Source organism: Enterococcus mundtii, assembly GCF_013394305.1.
GTDB lineage: Bacteria > Bacillota > Bacilli > Lactobacillales > Enterococcaceae > Enterococcus_B > Enterococcus_B pernyi.
This window is the reverse complement of the sequence record NZ_AP019810.1, coordinates 434285-456715: the sequence shown is the minus strand read 5'-3', so window position 1 is coordinate 456715 and position 22431 is coordinate 434285. Positions and strand designations below refer to the sequence as shown.

Genomic DNA, 22431 nt, shown 5'->3' with positions numbered 1-22431 from the left:
TTGTTAATTATCAGACTTCCTTTAATTTGCATACATAATAGAAGCAATTGAACATTCATACATAATCGTTAAGAAATAGAATACTCGAATACAGACAGTTGAAGAAGGGGCAAGTTAAAAGGGAAAATAACTTTTAACTTGCTTCTTTTTCTTTTTACTTTACAAAAGGAAGTAAATGATTTATATTATTGACAAGTCAATAATTGATTAGTCAAAGATAGTAGGAGGCAACATTATGGAGCTGAGAAAGTTAAGTCAATTGCTTTATCAGATAAAAATCATCAGTCAAGAAGGAACAGCTTTATTTGAAAAAGAAACTGGATTTAGTTTAACGAGGTACGAGATCTTGATGTTCTTACAAGAAAACGGGGAATGTTTGCAAAATAAGTTACAGAGCGATTTAAAAATCGATTTGGCAGCTATTTCACGTCATCTAAAGATATTAGAACAAAAAGGATATGTGATCAGAAAAAGAAATGAGAACAATAATCGTGAAGTATTCGTTTCTTTGTCCGATAAAGCAGTGAATGAATTGACCGAGTGTGAAAAAAATCATCAAGAATCAGATGACTCCCTGTGTGTTTCGCTATCAGATGAAGAAATCGATCAACTGACTAAATTACTAGATAAATTATACTAAAAATCAAAACGAAGAAAGAAGCGGTTAAGTAATGAATAAAACTCTAGCAAACAATGATTTTTCTGATATCGTCTTTGGCAGAAAATCAATCCGTGTGTACGATGAAAATGTGAAAATCCCTCATGAAGAAATGTTGGAAATGATCCAAGAAGCAACAACAGCACCATCTTCTGTGAATCTACAACCTTGGCGCTTTGTAGTAGTTGAAAGCGAAGAAGCAAAAGCGAAATTGAAACCATTGATCCGTTTCAACACAAAACAAAATGATACATCATCTGCCATGGTCTTGATTTTTGGTGATATGAATTGCTATGAATACGGAGAAGAAATCTATGATCAAGCTGTGGAAGAAGGCAAAATGCCAGCAGAAGTTCGTGACGAACAACTAGCAGCGATCATTCCTTATTACAAAAATTTCACACGTGAACAAATGAATGACGTAGTGAAGATCGATTCAAGCTTAGCAGCTATGCAATTTATGTTAACTGCACGTAGCCATGGATATGATACAAATCCAATCGGCGGATTTGAAGCAGACCAATTAGCCGAAGCTTTCGATTTGGACAAAGAACGTTATGTCCCTGTAATGATCTTGTCAGTTGGTAAAGCAGTCGATCAAGGCTACGAATCTGTTCGTTTAGCTTCAGAAAAAATCACTTCTTTCAAATAGAAAGAAAAAGGAGACGGACGAATGATCATCATCAATGCAAAATTTACCATCAAAGAAGCAAAACGCGCTGAATTTTTAGAAGAAGCGACACAATTGATCGAAGCGACTAGAAAAGAAGATGGCTGCTTGAGTTATCAATTGTATGAGTCAACGGAACAAGTAAATGTCTTTGTGATGGTTGAAAACTGGCGTGACGAACAAGCAATCGAAGGACATAACCAAAGTCCATTGTTGCAACAATTGTTCAAAAATATGCCTGAATATGCAGAAAAAGAAACAGAATTGAATGTCGCGAAAACACTTGCTTAAAAGGATTCGCTGACACGTTCTTTTGCGATCGAAGCAGCTAAAGTAGAAAGAACGTTCACTTTAAGAGGGAGCAAGAAAAGTCTGATGTCTATTCATCCCTAAGACCTTTCTTGCTTCGCTCAAGAAGTGAAGCATCTACTCGAAAAGCAAACAACCATATTGAAAAAAAACTACATATATGGTATATTATGTAAGTATCTTGAAAATACCGTAACCCATTTTATTAAGGGGACGTTACGGATTCGACAGGCACAGTTCGAGCTTGAATTGCGTTTCGTAGGTTACGTCTACGCTAAAACGTTACAGTTAAATATAACTGCTAAAAACGAAAACAACTCTTACGCTTTAGCTGCCTAAAAACAGTTAGCGTAGATCCTCTCGGCATCGCCCATGTGCTCGAGTAAGGGTCCTAACTTTAGTGGGATACGTTTCAACTTTCCGTCTGTAAGTTGAAAAAGAGAACATCAGACTAGCGATACAGAATGCCTGTCACTCGGCAAGCTGTAAAGCGAACCTCTAAATGAGTTGACTATGAACGTAGATTTTTAAGTGGCGATGTGTTTGGACGCGGGTTCGACTCCCGCCGTCTCCATTCGGAGAAATCACACGATTTAGCTGAACGCTAGAATCCTTTTTATGAAGGATTTTAGCGTTTTTAGTTTTCAGTTTTCAGTTGTTCTTGCTTTTATGAAAATTTATCTAGGTCAAAATCCAGGTCAAAAATGTTTTTATATTGTATTTTCTTTTTTGAAGTCGGAAAATCACCGTTTCTTTGCGTATAATAGAGTTGGAGGATGAATTGTGATATTATGATCAATTACTTTTTTTACTTGAATAAGTAAAATACAGGTCATAGTGTATTTTTTAACCTATGGATGCTCTAGGCAGGAGGAAAGAAAATGAGAAATGAGAAGATATTGGCGATCGATGAAGATCTAACATTTAGAAGAATGATTTGGAAGGCCTTACAACCAGCTGGTGTATTGATCTATCAAAGTGATTGCGTCGAAAAAACACTGGATATCATGTCTAGAGTGACTTTTGATCTATATCTCTTAGATATTCGTTTAGCCCATCAAACAGATGGCTACCATATTGTTCAACTCATCCGAGAGCAAGACAGTCTTTCTCCCATCGTTTTTTTTACCGAACAACAAAATGAGATTGAAATTATCACTGGATTGGAGATGGGAGCAGATTATTACATCACTAAACCATTCAATCCGACACTGCTAAAGGCGCAAGTTCTCGCTATTTTGGACAGACACAACGTACTTAAAGAACAAACGACAAAGTGCAAAAAAAATAAAATCAGTATAGGTGATTTTTGCTTTGACAAAGCGCTTTATCGTTTATATAAAAAAGGCAAATCCATTGAGTTGTCTTCAAAAAAAATCAAGCTGATGCAATTCTTTATAGAAAATCCCGAACAGGTTTTTTCAAAGGAACAAATTTATCAAAGTGTTTGGAATGACAGTGAGCTGGATGCCAATACCATTATGGTTTTTATCAATCACTTACGAAACAAAATCGAAGATGATCCAAAAAATGTCCAGTACCTCAGAACGGTTAGAGGACTTGGTTATATTTTCTTACCCTCTGGTAAAGAAAGTAATCCTTCTAATTGAGCGAAAAAAATACCTAATGAAAGTAAATCTGCTGCACCACCAGGACTTAGATTGCGTTTGGTCAATCGTTGATCATAGATCGTTAATTCATCAAGTAGCTGCTTCCGTGGAAGCTTTGCTTGATGAATTTTTTTTGTCTCTTGTTGTACTTTTTGCCACTCCTGAATACCGCCTCGGTGAAGTATATTCCCGTCTTCGATTTCGCTCATCAATAAAACCAAGGCACGTAGAAAGACTTCATCGGGCGCATGATAGTTTGCTGAACGTAAGTAGGGAAGAAGAATGGAAGCAAGACTGGGATAACACTGAGCAGCTTCGCCACGAATACCTGAAATACCATGCACCAAAAAAAGCTCTTCCCCATGTGTACGCTGTGTCTTCCGCGCTAAATCATGAAAATCCTCTTTGATCAAATCATGGGTCAGTTCTCCGGTAAGCTTTAAAATTTGCTCCGTCTGTTTGGCGTTTAATGGAAGTCTTTGGATAAAACACTGTTGCATGTGCCAACCGATCGCGCCCAAGATGACTGCAAACGAAAAATTCGCTCCTTTATGTGTGTTGATGTCATTTGTTGCGTCAAGCATTGCTTGCTCTGCTTGATATCCAGTCTGCCTTAGCTGTTCAAATAATGATTTTGTGTTTCCTTTATGGGTAAGACCTAATGCGATATATTTTTGAAAAAAAGGTGTTAAGGTTTGGATACTTATTTGAAAAGTCTGAAAATCCATATCTGTATGCGCGCCATTTGAAATAGGATCGACTAATCCTGGTTTTGGACTTAATGCTACTTCGTAAAACAAAGCGTGCTGTGCAGCCTGTGCGATCGTACCGATCAGTTTGTGGTCAGTCAATTTTTCTACGCTCCATTTCAGCTAAAATAAATTGTAATGAACGATCTAAATGCTCGTGGGTGATCAAAGTGATTTGTTCTGCATTTTTTGTTTGCATCCCGCGATAGATCAGCCAATGTTCTTCAAGGGCTTTATCCCTGCGTCTGGATGAACGAATGGCGATATCGCGAAAATAAACGAGGTAAGCTTGTAACTCTAAGACAATGGATTTTAAACGGAGCATGTGGCTTTTTTCATAGATGAACGTATTGAAGTCCGAAAAATTTTGCAAGACTTTTTCTGTTTGATCTGCTTGATTATAGCTTTCGCCTCGTAATAATAGTTCTTTCAGCTCAATGAAATCTTCTTTTGTCATCTGATTCATTGCTTTGATCGTGGCAAGTGTATCTAAAGATTTACGGATATCATAGATTTCGTAAGCGTCTTTTATGCGGATACCTTTGACGACGATGCCGATTTTGGGTACGTGTTCAACCAATTTTTCATTGACTAATTGTTTCATTGCTAAGCGAATAGGTGTACGGCTGATATTCAATTCTTCGGCTAAGACTTTTTCGTTGATCCGCGTATTGGCAGGGATATCGCCAAGAATGATCGTTTTACGAAACGCTTCATAAATAAGCACATTCAATGTCTTATTTTGTGTGAGGTCCAAATTTTTACGTAATGCTTCAACAACCTTGTTCATTTCTTCTCCCCATTTCTACTTTTGCTATAAAAAACTAAGTCAATGAATAAGTCTATCATGCTTTATCCTTCGCCTCATGAGAAATGACTAAAATGTGAGTGACTTTTATTTTACAAATCGGAATAAAGTGTCCGTCTGGAAATCTCTGAGAAATTGTTCCGTAACATCGAAAAAGAGAGGATCAATTGTTTTCTACTATTACGGAGCACTTCTCAGAGTGGACATCTACTTTAGACGGTTGTTTTTATTGGGAAATATAAAATGGCATATAGCCAAAAAGAATAATTGTGACGACAAAAATAGTAAAAATACCCAAGGCATATTTTCCAGCTTCTCGTTGCCATTTCCCCATATCCAATCCGGTCAAACGTAACAAAAGATAGATAAAAGCGACTAAAGGACTGAGCAAATGGAAGGCTTGACCCATCAAAGAGGCGAGAGCCATTTGCATATTCGTAAAGCCATAGGTATGTCCGGCTTCTGCTAAAACGGGTAATACACCGAAATAAAAACCGTCATTTGAAATAAAGAAAGTACCGGGCGCTGAAATCAACGCAATGACTAATCCCCAGAATCCTGCTAGTTGTTTTGGAATGAGATAAGTAAAGCTATTCGCGAGTGCTTCAGCCATACCGGAACCTTGGAAAAGCCCCATGAAAACTCCTGCTGCAAAAACTAAAATCACGACTTGCACTGCATCGCCACCATTTGCACCAATACGGGCGGATTGATCTTTTAGATTAGGGTAATTGACCATTAAGGCAATGCATGTTCCTACTAAAAATAATAAAAGAGGTGGTAAGGCAATCGAAGAGATAAACGAGCTTGCAACCAACCAGGCAATCAACACGATCGTGAGTATCCCATTGAATACAAAATTTTTAGGACAGCGCATTTTGACTGTTTCAGGATCGGTGATTTTAGTGATTTCTTCAATTTCCTCATTTGATAATTGGGTAATACCTAAACGGTCACGTTCTTGTTTTCCCATCCGGCGTGCAACGAAAAAAATGACATAAAGCAAAGACAAGATCATTCCAGGAGCTAGGTAAGACAAGATATCCGCATCGACTTCCAATACTGCCATCGCTCGAGCGGTCGGTCCACCCCAAGGTAATAGATTCATGATGGTATTTTGAAGAATGATCAATACCCCTAAGTTCATCATTTTCATGTTTAATTTTTTATAGATAGGAATAAAAGCGGAACAGCAAATCAACGTAGTCGTTGTCCCATCGCCATTCAGCGAAACGGTTGCGGCAACGATCGCAGTTGCCATTAAAACTTTCATCGGATCGCCTTTGGCAAAATAAATCATTTTTTTAGTGATTGGATCAAATAGACCAGCGTCTAACATGATTGAAAAATATAAAATGGCAAATAATAGCATGATTCCTGTATTTGAAGTTGTTTTGATGCCTTCTAATACAAAATCGCCAATATTTCCTTTCTTTGAAGCACCAGAAATCATTGCAATTAAGGTAAATAAAAGTGGAATAACCACAAGGGAAGTAAAAGGGGACATTTTCTTTTTCATGATGACATACATGAAGATAATGATCATTGCATAAGATAAAACGGTTAGTAACATACGCTTCTCCTTTTCTGATTGCATTGTTTATAAGCGGTATCAAAATTAGATGGGTAGAAAATTATTCTTAGGACAGAAAGAGTTGTGTGTTTCTAAAATTGACGCCTCCTTGACGACTCTAGGATAAGCAATATTTTAAAGGGAAGATAGATGAAGTAAGAAAAAAGAACATGAAAAAAACAATTTGGTCTACCTAATCTTATCGAATGCTTAATAGTACCTTAACAGAACATTAATTCATTGGAAAAAGCTTTTATATCAATGTTTGTATTGCTTTTTTTGCCTGATTCAAGAAAAAGAAACAACAAAAAAACAATCTTATATCAGTTTGGAAAACATAATTGGTTGAATCATCCTATAATAAAAATAAGGACAGAAAAGAAGAAAGGAGCAAGAAGTATGTGGCTGTTTACAAAACGAAGAAAGAAGCAACAACCAGCAGTGAAGCCCAATCCCACAATAGTAGAAAGAGACAATGAAAAGCCAGAAAAAATGAAACCGGTTCCTGCATATATTGATGCTGCGCCAGCTGATATTCAGCTTGTCAGCGTGGTAGCTGCAAGTTTAGCAGCAGAATATGATCCGGAGAGTCGATTCATTATCAAAAAAATCAAGCAGAGAAATCCGGAAGCAATTTTGGTTTCACTGATTGCTACAGGTGTAGCAGCGGGAGTCAATCCAAATAGTCAGTTTATTATACGAAAAATAGCCAAAAAATAAATGTTTTGGAGGAGAAAAAATGTTGCGGAAATTCAAAATCTCAATTGATGGAAAAGAATATTTAGTGGAAATGGAAGAAATCGGTGGAAGTCCGCAAACGAATCCAGTTCCAACACCAGAACGATCTACACCAGTTGAAGCGGTCATACCATCAGAGGTCTCAACAACTGTACCAGAAACGAAATCCTCAGTCGGAGCGGGAGCGGATGCGATGACTTCGCCGATGCCAGGCACGATTTCTCGTTTATTAGTTACAGTTGGGGAGGTAGTGGAAATCAATCAACCTTTGATGATTTTAGAAGCGATGAAAATGGAAAATGAAATCGTTGCTGGAAAAGCTGGTCAAGTGACTGGAATCCATATCAGTCAAGGAGAAATGGTGAATCCTGGTGATCCACTTATCACGATTAGTTAAATGTTCGCTTTGAGAGTAGAGTCATTTTGGTGACTCTTGGTATTCAGTATTAAGTAAAAGGAAGTGACATCTGTGGAAACACTTATTGAAGGAGTTATTGGCATGGGGCAAGAGCCGGGACGCATCGTGATGATGGTGATTGGCGGAGTCCTCATGTACCTTGGGATAAAAAAAGAATATGAACCAACGTTACTCGTACCGATGGGGTTAGGTACGATCTTAGTTAATTTCCCTAATTCAGGTGTGCTGAGTGCCGGTGGTGAGGCCGGCGCGTTCCAAATTTTGTTTGATATGGGGATTACGACGGAGCTATTTCCGCTCTTATTATTCATTGGTATTGGTGCAATGATCGATTTCGGTCCCTTGTTACAAAATCCATTTTTATTACTTTTTGGAGCCGCCGCACAATTTGGGATTTTCTTTACGATCATCGTAGCGATCCTATTAGGTTTTGATTTGAATGATGCAGCTTCTATTGGCATCATCGGAGCAGCGGATGGACCAACTTCCATTTTTGTCGCGAACACGTTGAATTCGAAATATATGGGTGCCATCATGGTGGCTGCCTATTCGTATATGGCCCTCGTGCCAATCATTCAGCCAGTTGCGATCAAAGCTGTGACGACTAAAAAAGAGCGACGTATTCGAATGAATTATCGTGCAGGGGAAGTGTCGCAAACAGCAAAAATCCTTTTTCCTTTAGTTATTTCAGTCGTCGCTGGTTTGATTGCGCCTGTCTCTCTGCCACTTGTTGGGTTTTTGATGTTTGGAAATTTGTTACGAGAATGTGGGGTATTGGATCGTTTGTCGATCACTGCTCAGAATGAGTTAGTCAATCTCATCAGCATATTATTAGGGATCGCCATTTCGGTCAAAATGCAGTATGAAGAATTTTTACAGATCGATACGTTGATGGTTATCGGTCTAGGGCTGGTTGCTTTCATTATGGACTCGATCGGTGGAGTATTGTTTGCTAAATTGTTAAATTTATTCCGAAAAGAGAAAATCAATCCAATGATCGGAGCAGCAGGAATCTCTGCTTTTCCAATGTCTAGTCGCGTCATTCAGAAAATGGCAACAGAAGAAGACCCACAGAACTTTATTTTGATGCACGCAGCTGGAGCCAATGTATCTGGTCAGATTGCTTCAGTGATTGCCGGCGGCTTATTGCTCGCCTTATTGGTATAAGAAAGGAGAAAAACGATGTCAGCAGAGTTAATCAAATCTCTTGAACTACTAGTTTTAGGATGGGGTGGCGTATTCGTTGTTATCTTGATCATTTATCTTGCTTCGATGCTATTGAGTCGCTTGTTTCCAGTAAGAAAATAAAAAGAAGGTCTTGTACATGTATACAATCAAAAGATTATGGTTGGAAAAGGACGCTCAAGTCTATCAACAATGGCTGGAGCTGATCGAAAAATCCGGTCTCACATTGAATGAAAAGGTTGACTATACCGTTGGGATCTATCAAGAAGAGCAGCTGATTGCCACCGGTTCTTATGAGCGTAATATTTTAAAATATTTGGCTGTTGCGAAAGATTTCCAATCAGAAAATTTGTTGACGAAGCTCGTTCAGCAATTAATTGATCATTTATCCGAAGAAAACAAAAGGCATTTCTTTGTCTACACAGATCCTAGTAATCACTCCATTTTTCATGCTATGGGATTTAAAGAGATCATTGCCACTGAAACCATATTGTTTATGGAACAAGGTACACCTGACTTTCAAGATTATCTTGCCATGTTGAAGGCAAAAAAGAAAAAAGGTACAGGCTGTGGGATTGTGATGAATGCCAATCCTTTTACAAAAGGACATCAGTACTTGGTGGAGTGCGCAGCCAAACAAGCAGACCAAGTCTACCTTTTTATCCTTTCAGAAGATTGTTCAGAATTTTCCTTTTCTGAACGGTTCGAAATGGTCAAGCAAGGGGTCGCGCATGTAAAAAATGTCACGATTTTGCCGACTGAAGATTATCTGATTTCTTCCGCCACATTTCCTGCCTATTTTTTAAAGGAACATGCTACAGAAGAAGCGGCAAAAGCGCAAGGTACTTTGGATGCGCTACTTTTTAAAGAAAAAATCGCACCGATACTTAAAATTGAAAATCGGTTTGTCGGTGAAGAACCCTACTCTAAGATAACTGAAATCTATAATGAAACGTTGAAAAAGGTATTTGGAGAATCGCTTTCTTTGATCGTCCTACCACGCAAACGTATCAAAAGAGTAGCAATCAGTGCAACAAAAGTCCGAAAAGCCTTACAAGAAGATGACTTGCAGACATTACAAGCGTATTTGCCTGCTTCGACTTATAACTATATCAAAAATCATAAACGTAATAGAGGTGACAGGAAGTGAAAATTTATCAAAGTGCAGTGGCTGGAACAATTGAATCCAGTGATATCATGATCACGATCGATCCAAAGATAGAAAAAGGCATTGAACTTTCCTTGACAAGCAATGTCGAAAAACAATTTGGTCACCAAATCAGAAAAGTCATTATGGACACCCTTCAACAGTTAGGCATTGAAGCCGCCAAAGTAACAGCTGTCGATAAAGGTGCGCTTGATTGCACGATCCAGGCAAGGACGATTACAGCAGTCCATCGAGCTGGAAAGCAAGAGCGCTATGATTGGAAGGAGATCAATTCATGGAATGTTTAAGGAGAACGATGATGTTTGTCCCTGGTGCAAATGCAGCGATGCTGAGAGATGCGCCATTATACGGTGCAGATTCACTCATGTTTGATTTGGAAGACGCCGTATCCTTAAAAGAAAAAGATTCGGCACGCTTGCTCGTTCATATGGCATTAAAAACATTTGACTATAGCAAAGTAGAAACGGTCGTTCGAATCAACGCATTGACGGCTGGGGGTGACCAAGACATTGAGGCAATGGTATTAGCAGGGATCGATGTCATTCGCTTGCCAAAAACAGAAACCGCACAAGACATCATCGAGGTTGATCAGGTCATCACTTCAGTGGAAGAAACCTATCAAATCCCAATGGGAACCACAAAAATGATGGCAGCGATCGAATCTGCAGAAGGGGTATTGAATGCAAGAGAAATCGCTAAAGCTTCCAAACGGTTAGTTGGCATCGCGTTAGGTGCCGAAGATTATGTGACCAATATGAAAACCCAACGATACCCAGATGGGCAAGAATTGTCTTTTGCCCGAAATATGATCCTTCATTCAGCCAGAGCTGCTGGTATTGCAGCAATCGATACTGTCTATTCAGATGTTGAAAATCTTGAGGGATTTCAAACAGAAGTTCGTCTGATCAAGCAACTAGGCTTTGATGGGAAATCAGTGATCAACCCACGTCAGATTCCATTAGTCCATGCTATTTATGAACCAACAGAAAAAGAGATCCAAGCAGCGAAAGAAGTGATCTGGGGTATCCAAGAAGCGGAAGCAAAAGGTTCAGGCGTGATTTCTGTGAATGGCAAGATGGTGGACAAACCAATCGTCGAGCGAGCAGAAAGAGTGATTGCTCTTGCAAAAGCAGCGAAGTTGATCAGAGAGGAGGAGATCTAGAAATGGTTGTAAATAAAGTTGGCAAAGAGATTCCACAAACAGCAACAGTTGCTCATCGTCTGTACGAAGGTGAGTTGGACCATATTGAACCATACAAGGAAGCCAGTAGAAACATCCATCCTGTCCGATCAAATGAGAAAAAAATAGTGGGAAGTCTCAAAGAAGCCATTGAAAAAACAGGGCTGAAAGATGGAATGACGATTTCTTTTCATCATCATTTCCGTGAAGGAGACTTTGTACTTAATAAGGTCATGGAAGAGATTGCCTCGTTAGGAATCAAAGATATCACGATCGCACCAAGTTCAATCGCAAATGTCCATGAACCTTTGATTGATCATATAAAAAATGGCGTTGTGACAGGAATTACCACAAGCGGTTTGCGGGATAAAGTAGGTGCAGCGATTTCGCAAGGAATCATGGAAAAACCAGTAATCATTCGTTCCCATGGTGGACGAGCGCGAGCAATTGCATCCGGTGATCTGCATATTGATGTCGCTTTTTTAGGGGCGACGAGTTCAGATGGATATGGAAATGCCAATGGAACCACTGGAAAGGCCATTTGCGGATCACTAGGTTATGCCATGGTCGATGCAAAATATGCGGATCAAGTGGTCATCCTCACAGATACATTAGTTTCTTTTCCTAATATCCCAATCAGTATTGCACAGACGGATGTCGATTATGTTGTAGAAGTGGAAGCGATAGGTGATCCCGAAGGCATTGCCAAAGGTGCGACACGCTTTACTAAAAATCCTAAAGAACTTTTGATCGCAGAGTATGCAGCAAAAGTTATCACTCATTCGCCTTATTATCAACAGGGATTCTCCTTTCAAACTGGCACAGGTGGTGCGGCACTGGCAGTTACCCGTTTTTTACGCGAAGCAATGTTGAAAGACCAAATGACTGCTAGTTTTGTTTTAGGTGGAATTACAAATGCGATGGTGGAATTACTGGAGGAAGGTTTAGTAGAAAAGATTATTGATGTCCAGGATTTCGATCATTTATCTGCGATTTCTTTAGGTGAAAACAACCAACATTATGAAATAGATGCAAGTATGTATGCTTCTCCAGCAAGTAAAGGTGCTATGGTAAATCAGCTAGATACAGCCATTGTGTCTGCGCTAGAAATCGATACGGCTTACAATGTCAATGTCATGACTGGTTCAGATGGAGTGATTCGTGGAGCTGTTGGCGGGCATCCAGATACAAGCATGGGTTGTAAAATGAGCCTGGTGATCACGCCACTCGTTCGTGGACGGATACCCACTGTTGTTGATCATGTCAATACGGTTGTGACTCCCGGAACTAGCATTGATGTCTTAGTTACGGAAGTAGGTATCGCCATCAATCCTGAACGTCAAGATCTGATCGAGTATTTTAAGGGTGTAGATATACCGCAATATACGATTGACGAGCTTAAACAAAAAGCATATGCCATCGTTGGCGAGCCTTCAGCCCTCCAGTATGGCGAAAAAATCGTTGCCTTGGTGGAATATCGCGATGGCACATTGATCGACGTGGTCAAAAATGTGTAGCAAATTATTCAATGGACCAATTGTGACGCATGAAGAGATCCTTATCGCAAGAGAGGCCCGTGCTAAAAGACAAAGAAAATTATTGGTAGCAAATCCACAACATGTGTTGCTTTCAGCAACTACGAATATACCAGGTCCTGTCAAAACGTCAGAAGAAATCGCACAAGTCTTTCATATAGTGGTCGAAGCTATAGAAGAATGTGTTTCAGAAGTCACTCCATTGGTCCAGTTGTACCGTAAGAAAAAAACAGGTTACGAGTATTTTTTGCTTCTTCCTTTAAGAAAAGAGCTACTAAAAAAGCGCATGATCGAACTCGAAGAAACATGCCCCTATGGTCGATTAGTTGATCTTGATGTACTTTTTTGGGAAGAAGGAAAGATGCAGCAGTTGAGTCGCGAGATGCTGGGATATAACCAACGGACATGTTACGTGTGTAACGAAGTAGCCAAAGTTTGTAGTCGCGAACAGAAACATTCCCTTCAAATGATACGCACACATATCCAGCAACTTGTTGAGAAAGGAAGGAAGTAAATGGCAAAAAAAATCCAAATGATGGAAACCGTTTTGCGTGATGGGCAACAAAGCTTGATTGCCACAAGAATGAGTACAGCAGACATGTTGCCAATCCTGAAAACAATGAATCAAGCAGGCTACCATTCATTAGAGATGTGGGGTGGCGCTACCTTTGATGCGTGCTTACGTTTCTTAAATGAAGATCCATGGGAGCGTTTGCGTATGATTCGTTCACAAGTCAAACAAACAAAGCTACAAATGTTGCTTCGAGGACAAAACCTCCTTGGGTACAAAAATTACGCAGATGATGTAGTCAAAGAATTTGTCGAGAAATCGATCAAGAATGGCATTGATAGTATTCGTGTGTTTGACGCATTGAATGATGTCCGAAATTTACAGACTGCTATTGTGACAGCTAAAGAAGCTGGTGGTCATTGCCAAACAGCTATTTCTTATACGACGAGTGAGATCCATACGATCAATTATTTTGTAAGGTTAGCAAAAGAAATGGCGGATACTGGAGCAGATTCGTTATGTATCAAAGATATGGCGGGCGTATTGACCCCGCAAACGGGTTACAAATTGATCAGTCGAATCAAAGATGCTGTTCCATTACCATTAGAAGTCCATACCCATGCAACAAGTGGGATCGCTGAAATGACCTATTTAAAAGCAGTTGAAGCAGGGGCGGACATCATCGATACGGCTATCTCTTCTTTTGCGGGTGGAACGAGCCAACCTGCAACTGAATCAATGGCTTTGGTGCTTGAAGAAATGGGCTATGAGACAGGGCTAGATATGAAAAAAGTAACAAAAATAGCAGAATACTTCAATCCGATCAGAGATCGTTTTCGCGAAGAAGGGATGTTAAATCCTAAAGTCAAGGACATTGAACCTAAAACATTGATTTATCAAGTGCCTGGCGGTATGTTATCTAATTTATTAAGTCAGTTGACGGAACAAGGATTACAAGAGAGATATGAAGAAGTATTAGCAGAAGTGCCAAAAGTTCGAGCAGATCTTGGCTTTCCGCCACTCGTTACTCCGTTGTCCCAAATGGTAGGAACGCAAGCGCTGATGAATGTACTTTCTGGTGAGCGATATAAACTCGTCCCAACTGAAATCAAAGAATATGTTCGAGGGTTGTACGGCCGTCCTCCAGCACCAATCGCTGAAGCCATCCAACAAACAATCATTGGTGATGAACAAGTGATCCAGGAACGACCCGCAGATTTACTAGCACCTCAATTGTCGCTACTCAAAAAAGAAATCAGTGAGTATGCAAAATCACCAGAAGATCTTTTAAGCTATGCCTTGTTCCCTCAACAAGCCAAAGATTTCTTAGGGCGTCGCGAAGACCGCTTCTATGACGTACCACTGCAAACGGTTGAAGTGATGATCGACATGGACTGATGTCAAAACAAGGATTCGGTTTTTAGCCGCAGTTGAGAGATAGTAAAATAAAGGTGGATATATGTCATTTTAGAGATGTTGAGTAGATAAAATTCCCTACTCATGGACTTAGGGGCGATGTCTGAATCCTCAGTCTTGGGCGAGATTAACAATAAAAAAGGAACTGCTTGAACAGTCCCTTTGGAAAGCGCCGCTAAAAAAGGCGCCAAAAATTTCATTCGGTATAGTAGAAATAGTCGTCCTCTGTTAAAGTGACGGCTATTTTGTTTTGTCATGTTTAAGCAGTTCCACAATCAAATCAATTCAAAATGCTTCAATGCGTGAACGATCCCGCCTTCGGTATTTTTCTTCGTAATGAAGGTTGCAAGTTCTTTTAACTCATCATAGGCATTGCCCATTGCGATTTTGTGATCGCAAGCTTCGAGTAAGGCAAAATCGTTCGGTCCGTCACCAAAACCAAAAGTCGGAACATTTTCCAATTGTAACGTTTCTTTTAAGTGTTTGACGCCTGCACCTTTTGAAATACCCTTTCTGACCGTATCAATCGAATAAGGACTATTGCGGTAAAAAGTCATGTCTGGGAAACGTTCATGATAATATTCATCACCTGATTCGGAAAGAATCAGCAACATATTGATCGGATGATCCTGAAAAGCGGAAGGATCGATTGGTGGCACATCTGAATGGATAAAGCCATAAGCTTTTCTCATGGTCTCTGTGTGATGAGTACTCCAAATGTTCTCTCTATTATAAAAACAAAGGGCATGACCTTGCTCTTCGATATGGTCACGCATTTTTTGACATTCTTCTTTAGAAAAGCGTACAGAATAAATTTCTTCTCCCTCTACGCTAATGCAAGAACCATTCATTGTTACAGCGGAAGTAATACCCGCATCACGCATGATTTGTTTGATTTCCATTTCTGTCCGTCCAGTAGCGATAACAGGTAGGATATCATTCTCTTTTAATACTTGGATTGCTGCGGCGATCTCAGGAGTTATTTTAGAATGTCCATCTAATAAAGTTCCATCGAGATCGAAAAATGTGATTGCTTGATAGTTTGTCACAAATAAAACTCCTTTTTCATTTGACTATCTTTATCTTATCAAAGAATGAACAAAAGACAAACGTTTCGTGAAGAATTACTGAACTTATTGGTTCAGCAACCATTTTAGAGTATACTATAGACAGAGATTGGAGAGTGAAATCATGATTTTTTTAACAGTTGGTCTTTTTTTGACCTTGATAGGGCTCTTATTTTTAATTTTGCCTTCTAAAGGTAATTTACCTTTCTATGGTTATCATTCAGAACGTGCCACAAGATCCGACGAACATTGGCGGATTGCCCAACGAACAAGCGGAAAATATTTCTTGATTTTCGGATTATTGATGACCTTGATCGGCTACGGATTAAAAATCACAGGACATACCAATTTTTTTATTATTGAAATGTTGGTCTTAGTGTTTCCGATCATGCCGATTTTTATATTAACAGAAAAAAAATTACAAACTTACGATTTGATAAATGGAGGAGACGAGCATGAACATTTTAATGATTGAAGATAATCAATCCGTATCTGAAATGATGCAGATGTTTTTTTTGAATGAAGGATGGGAAGCAACCTTCAAATACGACGGAAAAGAAGGATTAGATGCGTTTTTAGAGAATCCGCAACATTGGGATATGGTCACGTTGGATCTTAATCTTCCGACAATGGATGGCATGATGGTTGGACGAGAAATCCGAAAAGTTTCTAGTACAGTACCAATCATCATGTTGACCGCTCGAGATTCTGAAAGTGATCAAGTGATCGGTTTAGAGATGGGAGCTGATGACTATGTCACTAAACCTTTTAGTCCCTTGACATTGATTGCACGTATGAAGGCATTACACCGTCGTAGCGAATTGGTAGAAACAAAAGAAGAAAATCCATTATCTGATCAAAATTTTGACATCCAAACCGATCACTTCAAGATGAATACGAAAACGCGTGAAGCCTACTTGAATAACCAACCGATCGATGGATTGACACCAAAAGAATTTGATCTTTTATTTACATTAGCAAAAAAACCAAGACAAGTGTTTTCAAGAGAACAGTTATTGGAACTCGTTTGGGATTATCAATATTTTGGTGATGAACGAACCGTCGACGCCCATATCAAAAAATTGCGTCAAAAAATCGAGAAAGTAGGCCCACAAGTGATCCAGACCGTTTGGGGAGTAGGCTATAAATTTGATGATTCAGGTGTTGCCTGATGCGCTATTTATACCAACAATTACTGGCATTTTGTGGGATGATCGCGATGATCATCTTGATCGTCGGTATTTCTTTTACGCAATTGACCAAGCAGACCATCGAAGAAAATAATTACCAACAACTTTTTGGTTATGCCGAGTCGGTGGAGAAAACGACCCAAACCTTTGCGGATACGTTTCCTCAATTCAATCAAGATCAAGCATTCCAAAATGCGTTGGAACTGACTGAACAAGTATTAACTGAACAAAATGTCAATTTTATCTTTATTGATAAATATGAGCGAGTGATTTATCCAACTGCTGGGGTTTACTTGAATTTTACGATTACAGCAGATCAATGGGAAAGTTTGAGAAGCGGTCGCCAAGTCAAGTTTACTTCAAATAAAAATATCTCAGGAGAGAATCAAGCCACATCCTATGCTTTGGTTCCTTTCAACTTGAATCATGAGTTTTATGGGGGATTAGTTGTAAGCCAACCAGCCAGAAACATCGACAATAGCGTGCGATCAGTCACCTTGAATCTCTTCAAAGGCTTCATCTTCTCAAGTATTATTGCAATCATCGCAAGCTATGCCTTTGCGGCTTTCCAAGTCAAACGGATCAATCGTTTGAGAAATGCTACAAAAGAAGTCACGAATGGCAACTTCGATGTGCAATTACCTGTAAATGACAAAGATGAATTTGATGAATTAGCAGATGATTTCAATAAGATGACCAACTCACTGAAAGAATCACGAGCAGAAATCGAGGAACAAGAGAATCGGCGCAGACAATTCATGGCAGATGCTTCCCATGAAATGCGGACCCCTTTAACAACCATCAATGGCTTGTTAGAAGGCTTAGAGTATAATGCCATCCCAGAAAACCAACGGGAAAATGCCATTAAATTAATGAAAAATGAAACTGAACGTTTGATTCGTCTAGTCAATGAGAATCTAGATTATGAAAAAATCAGAACGAATCAAATCAGTATGGTCATCAAAAAATTTGATGGGACAGAAACGTTAAAAAACATTGTTGCTCAATTGGAAGCAAAAGCAGAAGCTGCGGGTAATCAATTGATTTTAGAAGCACCTGAACAATTAGACGTATACGCTGATTATGATCGGTTTGTACAGATCATGGTCAACATTATTCAAAATGCGATCCAATTCACTGAAAATGGAACGATCACAGTCACATTAGAAAAAGGTTATCTTGAAACGATCATCAAAGTGACCGATACTGGTATTGGTATGTCAGAACAACAAATGAAAAGCATATGGGATCGCTATTACAAAGTTGATCCATCTAGAAAAAATACAAAATATGGCGAATCCGGCTTAGGGTTACCGATCGTTCAACAATTAGTTCGATTGCATAAAGGAAAACTCGACGTAACAAGTGAGTTAGGAAAAGGAACGACATTTACTGTAAAATTACCAGATGTTGAAATCGAATGATAACTAAATCAAAAACCGTTAAAACAAGGCTTCTCTCTTGTTTTAACGGTTTTTTTATGAAGATCAACAAGCACAAGTCAACTCGCTTCTTTACAATCAGTGACATATGGGCTTTCGGCAATCGAAAGATCATGAGTCAACAATAAGATCGAAAAAGAATGATCGTTGACTAAATCGCAAAGATTTGTCAAAAGATCTTGAATCTCGATAATCGACAAATCATCGATAGGGTCTTCGATGATCAGTTTATTTTTATCGGCGAGGATCGCATGCATCAGTTGCAATTTGATTCTTTCGTACGTGCTCAATTCACTTACTGATTTTTTGAGCAACGAGGAATCTATCATTAGCTTATCTTGCGCTTGTTCCTGTTTGGCTTTTTTTTGTTTTTCGGGGATGTCCAAAAATACTTGTTCTTTTAAATTAAGATAAGGGAAGAACGGCCAATTTTTTTGAACGATCATCAGATCAGTTCGTTCTGAAGCAAGGAGTTGTGCTTTGATCTCTGTGAAAATCACCTGTTGTTCGGCTTTCGAACCGATCAGAACAGTAAAACCGCTAAATGATATCATTGAATCATGTTGGTTCATCAATGATCAGCTTCTTTCTTTTTAAAAGTCGATTTGAAATCATGAAAAGACAGGTACTAAGTAATGTGCTAATACTAACTAAACAAATGATCGTCTGTCCGATCCCTTTTAAGGTATCTACTAAAAAGTTATCGCTAAAAAAATCGATCATGAAAAAACTATTTTGATCAATCGAGATCGATAAACCATTTCCAGAAGAAAAGACACTTGGTAAATTCGGTAGTTCGAAGAAATCTAACAGAGCCAAATTGATTTTTTGGAGTAAAGCTTGATAGCCATTTTGGAAAGCAAAAACGATCAAAAGAACGCCAAGACAACTCAGAACTAATGGAATCAAGGATTGCCAAAAAACAAAGAAGAACATTTTTGGTTTGGAAAGACCCGCTAATCGCCAATTGATGATTTCCATACGATGACGATAGAGTGAGAGTAAAAAGAAAAAAAAGAAACACAAGGCAAACAGTGCCAGTATACAACTGATCACAACCAGATAGGCTTGTTGAAGCGTTTCTGATGAAGGCAAGTTTTCTTTGACATCAGAAGCATCAAATATCAACACCCGATCTTGGATTTGTTTGTGTAAAGTGGTTTGTAGATTATATAAGTTAAAGCTGATCAATAATAGAAAAGCAGAAAAGCTTGAAAACAAAGTATATAGAAATGTTTGTTTTTTGTAATAAAGTAATCGTGCGGTAGAATAACGGATCATATTCATACTTTTCACCTCAAGAATAGTATAAAAAATGAATATGAATAAAGTATGAAAATCATTTAGTGAAAAACCGAAATAAAGGAAGGCTGGTCAAGTAGGACAAGCAAAAGGAACCTGAAGGCGTATAAAAAACTTCTTTAGTGACGCTATTCTTTTGGTCCTACTATGAGATCCAGTGCAAAAACTAATAGGGAAATGTATCAATTTCAAGATTTATGAACGAGCGATGAGTCCCCAAGAATCAAATGATTTGTCTGGGATCTTAATCGTTTCAGACTTAGAGTATGTATGAGGGGACAGAGATGCATCGAATATGATTAGTAGCATCTCTTTGCACTTTCAATCGTGCGGGTAAAAAAAATCACTGAGTAGAAATAAGCAAATCTATTTATATCGCTAGTTATTAGATCAAAAAAAGCACCCGAAGAAAGGATTTCCTCGAGTGCTGTTCGTTGAGTGATAACATTCGCTACTTATTCTCACGTTGTTCATTCGTTGTTTTCTACTGCATCTTCACTATCCGTAGGTTCCTCGGTAGGAATACCATGGATATCTTGGAAAGTTTTTGTTTCGTAAAGATTTTGTGTCGTTTGATTGTTGTTCTCACTGAAGACGCTTGTTGATTTGTCACCAAGTGAACGCTCGGCATCATTTAGATGTTGCAAGCCATTTTTGTAATCAAACTTAGAAGTATCAAGTGGTTCTAAACCACTTTCTGTATAAAATCGAAGTAGATCGCCATTGTTGATCTGGTCTGAAACGGCGAGTTGCTTGCTGACTGCTTCACGTAAGGCAGTAACTTCTGCTTGTTGTTCTTCAGTCATATCGGATAGGACTTCACCTGTTTGGGTATCGTAGACAGATCCACCATAATAGGTATATTTAGGTGAAACGAAGTCACCATCACGGAAAGCGACTAACTGGTTATTATCAGGTGAGAAAAGATCTTGTCCTAATTGGATATAATTTTTTGAATCAACACCTAACAAATGAAGCAATGTCGGTAAAGCATCTACTTGGCCACCGTACGTATGATTGATTCCACCTTTTGTTTGTCCGGGGATATGGATCATATATGGCACGCGTTGCATCGCTGCATTGTCAAAATTTGTCCATGTCGAACTTGTTTTACCAACTAATTCAGCTAAAGATTTGTTTCTTGTATTAGAGATCCCGTAGTGGTCACCGTATAAGACGATGACTGAGTTTTCATACAAGCCACTTGCTTTTAAATAGTTGAAGAATTCTTCTACCGCTGTGTCTAAATAGTTAGCTGTCGCAAAGTAACCATTGATTGTTTCATCGTTCGTATTAGCTACTGGGAATCCAGCTTCCTCATTCGTGAATTTTGAATAAGGGAAGTGATTCGATACAGCAATGAATTTTGAGTAGAAGGGTTGTTGCATCCGTTCTAAATATTGGACGGATTGTTCAAAGAATGGTTTATCATGTAAACCGTATTGGAATGAGTTATCGTCATTCACGTCATAGTATGAAGCATCAAAGAAGTAATCATATCCAAAACTCTTATAAGTTTCGTTACGGTTCCAGAATGTACCAGCATTCCCATGGAATGCTGCACTGGTATAGCCTTTTGTTTGTTTTAAAATATTTGGTGCTGCTTGGAAAGTATTTTTACCACCAAGTTGAGTGAATAGCGATCCTTGGTTCAAACCGAATAATGAATTTTCCATCAATGTCTCTGCATCACTTGTTTTTCCAGCTTTTACTTGATGGAAGAAATTGTCAAAACTAAATGTTTCATTACTGTGGAATAAACTATTCAAGAAAGGTGTTACTTCATGTTCTACGCCATTTTCGTCTTTCAGTTTATAATCGATCACAAACTGTTGTAAGCTTTCTAAATGGATATAGATAACATTCTTACCCTCAGCTAATCCATAGAGATCTTGGTTTGGTTGCGCATAATGTTCTTTGACGTAAGTTGCTACTTCTTTCATATCATTTGGACTTGCTTCAGCTCGTACTTGGTTCGTTTGGTAAGTTTGGATACCGTCGTATACCATGAACGCGTTCAGTCCAAGATATTTAACTAGATAATCACGAGAGAATGTACGTGTCAATAACTCTGGGCGATCTGCTTCAGCTAAAAATAGATTTCCAGAGAAGATCATCACTGCTAATGTAGTAAAAGCAAACGCCATTCGAGCGCGTACAGGACGTGGGTCCATTTTGATTTTTTTCGTTGCTAAAAGTGCAATGATCAAAATGATATCGATCCAATAAAGGACATCATAAGGACGGAATAACCGTAAGGCACTTTCGCCTAAACCACTTGCGACTTTTCCGGCGCCTAGGATCGCGTTGATCGTAATAAAATCAGTGAACTCACGATAATAGATGATGTTAGAAAATAAGAGCAAGGTCAACAAGAAATAGATGACTAGCATCGTGATATACGCTGCTTTCGTTCGTCTAACATATAAGGCAATCCCTAAAAGAAGGATAGTCGTTGCGATCGGGTTGATGAACAAGATAAAATATTGGATGCCACTATCGATCCCTAAATGGAAATCAAATAGATAAGTAGCAATCGTTTTGACCCATAACAAAACTGCTAGTAAAGAAAAAAATCCGAGCCTTTTATTTAAAAAAGCGGGTGTTTTTATTTTCAAATTAATCTTCCTTTCTGCACTCTTACATAAAAAAAGAGTGACATGAAACATACTCACGACTCACATACTCCTAACCATTTTACTAGTAGACCAAAATAGTGTCAATTGAAAGTACAAATCAAGCTTGATAGATTAAGATTTTCTTTAAGATCGCTAAGTTTTGTACAAAAATCTACACATGAATAGGGAGGACAAAAGTGCGCAGCACTGAGAAATCATCATGGAAAATCGGAAATCATTCTTCAAATTGTCGTTTTTCAAATTTTTTTCTGAAGGAGCTACTT

Annotated in this window: 24 protein-coding genes and 1 other RNA gene; 18 read left to right on the top strand and 7 right to left on the bottom strand. The window is 38.7% G+C overall.

Annotation, left to right across the window (positions count from 1 at the left end; genetic code table 11):
• Nucleotides 1–235 precede the first annotated feature (235 nt).
• The 5 genes from HZ311_RS02175 (at nt 236) to HZ311_RS02155 (ending at nt 3247) form a co-directional block, all read left to right on the top strand.
• Complete coding sequence (locus tag HZ311_RS02175) at nt 236–640, top strand: MarR family winged helix-turn-helix transcriptional regulator (protein WP_019724433.1); 405 nt, start codon at nt 236–238, stop codon at nt 638–640.
• Nucleotides 641–671: 31 nt separating this feature from the next.
• Complete coding sequence (locus HZ311_RS02170; RefSeq protein ID WP_010735080.1) at nt 672–1310, top strand: nitroreductase family protein; 639 nt, start codon at nt 672–674, stop codon at nt 1308–1310.
• 21 nt (nt 1311–1331) lie between these two features.
• Nucleotides 1332–1619, top strand: coding sequence for a putative quinol monooxygenase (locus HZ311_RS02165; RefSeq protein ID WP_023519920.1), 288 nt, complete (start codon nt 1332–1334; stop codon nt 1617–1619).
• A 227-nt stretch (nt 1620–1846) separates the two neighbouring features.
• Nucleotides 1847–2214, top strand: a transfer-messenger RNA (tmRNA) gene (ssrA, locus tag HZ311_RS02160).
• A 304-nt stretch (nt 2215–2518) separates the two neighbouring features.
• Entirely contained in the window at nt 2519–3247 is a 729-nt protein-coding gene (locus HZ311_RS02155) for a response regulator transcription factor (protein WP_023519918.1), read from the top strand.
• Here HZ311_RS02155 and citG read toward each other — a convergent pair.
• From citG to HZ311_RS02140, 3 genes are all read right to left on the bottom strand, one after another.
• Nucleotides 3202–4098 carry a triphosphoribosyl-dephospho-CoA synthase CitG gene (gene citG, locus HZ311_RS02150; protein ID WP_023519917.1) on the bottom strand — a complete coding sequence of 299 codons (897 nt, stop codon included), beginning with the start codon at nt 4096–4098 and terminating at the stop codon, nt 3202–3204. The genes HZ311_RS02155 and citG overlap by 46 nt on opposite strands.
• The gene (locus HZ311_RS02145) at nt 4091–4786 is read right to left on the bottom strand and encodes a GntR family transcriptional regulator (RefSeq protein ID WP_023519916.1); all 696 of its coding nucleotides are present in this window, start codon (nt 4784–4786) and stop codon (nt 4091–4093) included. Before HZ311_RS02145 ends, citG begins: the two co-directional genes overlap by 8 nt.
• A gap of 244 nt (nt 4787–5030) precedes the next feature.
• Nucleotides 5031–6377: a CitMHS family transporter gene (locus HZ311_RS02140; protein ID WP_023519915.1), complete on the bottom strand. Its 1347-nt coding sequence runs from the start codon at nt 6375–6377 to the stop codon at nt 5031–5033.
• Nucleotides 6378–6776: 399 nt separating this feature from the next.
• Here HZ311_RS02140 and HZ311_RS02135 point away from each other — a divergent pair, with 399 nt between their 5' ends.
• The 10 genes from HZ311_RS02135 (at nt 6777) to HZ311_RS02095 (ending at nt 14510) form a co-directional block, all read left to right on the top strand.
• Nucleotides 6777–7097: a hypothetical protein gene (locus HZ311_RS02135; protein WP_023519914.1), complete on the top strand. Its 321-nt coding sequence runs from the start codon at nt 6777–6779 to the stop codon at nt 7095–7097.
• A 19-nt stretch (nt 7098–7116) separates the two neighbouring features.
• Nucleotides 7117–7512 (top strand): acetyl-CoA carboxylase biotin carboxyl carrier protein subunit, encoded by a 396-nt coding sequence (locus tag HZ311_RS02130; protein ID WP_023519913.1) that lies wholly within the window; start codon nt 7117–7119, stop codon nt 7510–7512.
• A 72-nt stretch (nt 7513–7584) separates the two neighbouring features.
• A complete protein-coding gene (locus HZ311_RS02125) occupies nt 7585–8700 on the top strand; it encodes a sodium ion-translocating decarboxylase subunit beta (protein WP_034691433.1) in 1116 nt (371 codons plus the stop codon).
• Between the two features lie 15 nt (nt 8701–8715).
• Nucleotides 8716–8841 carry an OadG-related small transporter subunit gene (locus HZ311_RS15895; RefSeq protein ID WP_010735089.1) on the top strand — a complete coding sequence of 42 codons (126 nt, stop codon included), beginning with the start codon at nt 8716–8718 and terminating at the stop codon, nt 8839–8841.
• Between the two features lie 16 nt (nt 8842–8857).
• Complete coding sequence (citC, locus tag HZ311_RS02120) at nt 8858–9868, top strand: [citrate (pro-3S)-lyase] ligase (RefSeq protein WP_023519912.1); 1011 nt, start codon at nt 8858–8860, stop codon at nt 9866–9868.
• Nucleotides 9865–10173 (top strand): citrate lyase acyl carrier protein, encoded by a 309-nt coding sequence (gene citD, locus HZ311_RS02115; RefSeq protein ID WP_010735091.1) that lies wholly within the window; start codon nt 9865–9867, stop codon nt 10171–10173. Before citC ends, citD begins: the two co-directional genes overlap by 4 nt.
• Entirely contained in the window at nt 10161–11048 is an 888-nt protein-coding gene (gene citE / locus HZ311_RS02110) for a citrate (pro-3S)-lyase subunit beta (protein WP_041684232.1), read from the top strand. Before citD ends, citE begins: the two co-directional genes overlap by 13 nt.
• A 2-nt stretch (nt 11049–11050) precedes the next feature.
• The gene (gene citF, locus HZ311_RS02105) at nt 11051–12583 is read left to right on the top strand and encodes a citrate lyase subunit alpha (RefSeq protein WP_023519910.1); all 1533 of its coding nucleotides are present in this window, start codon (nt 11051–11053) and stop codon (nt 12581–12583) included.
• The gene (citX, locus tag HZ311_RS02100; RefSeq protein WP_023519909.1) at nt 12576–13115 is read left to right on the top strand and encodes a citrate lyase holo-[acyl-carrier protein] synthase; all 540 of its coding nucleotides are present in this window, start codon (nt 12576–12578) and stop codon (nt 13113–13115) included. Before citF ends, citX begins: the two co-directional genes overlap by 8 nt.
• Nucleotides 13116–14510 (top strand): oxaloacetate decarboxylase subunit alpha, encoded by a 1395-nt coding sequence (locus tag HZ311_RS02095; RefSeq protein WP_178946452.1) that lies wholly within the window; start codon nt 13116–13118, stop codon nt 14508–14510.
• A 293-nt stretch (nt 14511–14803) separates the two neighbouring features.
• On the opposite strand, the gene HZ311_RS02090 is transcribed toward HZ311_RS02095, so the two are convergent.
• A complete protein-coding gene (locus HZ311_RS02090; RefSeq protein WP_010735096.1) occupies nt 14804–15577 on the bottom strand; it encodes a Cof-type HAD-IIB family hydrolase in 774 nt (257 codons plus the stop codon).
• A gap of 142 nt (nt 15578–15719) precedes the next feature.
• Here HZ311_RS02090 and HZ311_RS02085 point away from each other — a divergent pair, with 142 nt between their 5' ends.
• From HZ311_RS02085 to HZ311_RS02075, 3 genes are read left to right on the top strand one after another with little or no spacing between them, the layout of a single operon-like run.
• On the top strand, nt 15720–16070 hold the full coding sequence (locus HZ311_RS02085) for an SdpI family protein (RefSeq protein WP_010735097.1): 351 nt from the start codon (nt 15720–15722) through the stop codon (nt 16068–16070).
• Nucleotides 16051–16767 carry a response regulator transcription factor gene (locus HZ311_RS02080; RefSeq protein WP_010735098.1) on the top strand — a complete coding sequence of 239 codons (717 nt, stop codon included), beginning with the start codon at nt 16051–16053 and terminating at the stop codon, nt 16765–16767. The genes HZ311_RS02085 and HZ311_RS02080 overlap by 20 nt, the downstream gene beginning before the upstream one ends.
• A complete protein-coding gene (locus HZ311_RS02075; protein WP_019722958.1) occupies nt 16767–18209 on the top strand; it encodes a sensor histidine kinase in 1443 nt (480 codons plus the stop codon). Before HZ311_RS02080 ends, HZ311_RS02075 begins: the two co-directional genes overlap by 1 nt.
• Before the next feature lie 77 nt (nt 18210–18286).
• Here the strand turns inward: HZ311_RS02075 and HZ311_RS02070 are convergent, their stop codons facing one another.
• From HZ311_RS02070 to HZ311_RS02060, 3 genes are all read right to left on the bottom strand, one after another.
• Nucleotides 18287–18799, bottom strand: a complete 513-nt coding sequence (locus HZ311_RS02070; RefSeq protein WP_178946451.1) for a P-loop NTPase family protein — start codon at nt 18797–18799, stop codon at nt 18287–18289.
• On the bottom strand, nt 18786–19514 hold the full coding sequence (locus HZ311_RS02065) for a hypothetical protein (RefSeq protein ID WP_019722957.1): 729 nt from the start codon (nt 19512–19514) through the stop codon (nt 18786–18788). Before HZ311_RS02065 ends, HZ311_RS02070 begins: the two co-directional genes overlap by 14 nt.
• 485 nt (nt 19515–19999) lie before the next feature.
• Nucleotides 20000–22198, bottom strand: a complete 2199-nt coding sequence (locus HZ311_RS02060; RefSeq protein WP_414099168.1) for an LTA synthase family protein — start codon at nt 22196–22198, stop codon at nt 20000–20002.
• Nucleotides 22199–22431 lie beyond the last annotated feature (233 nt).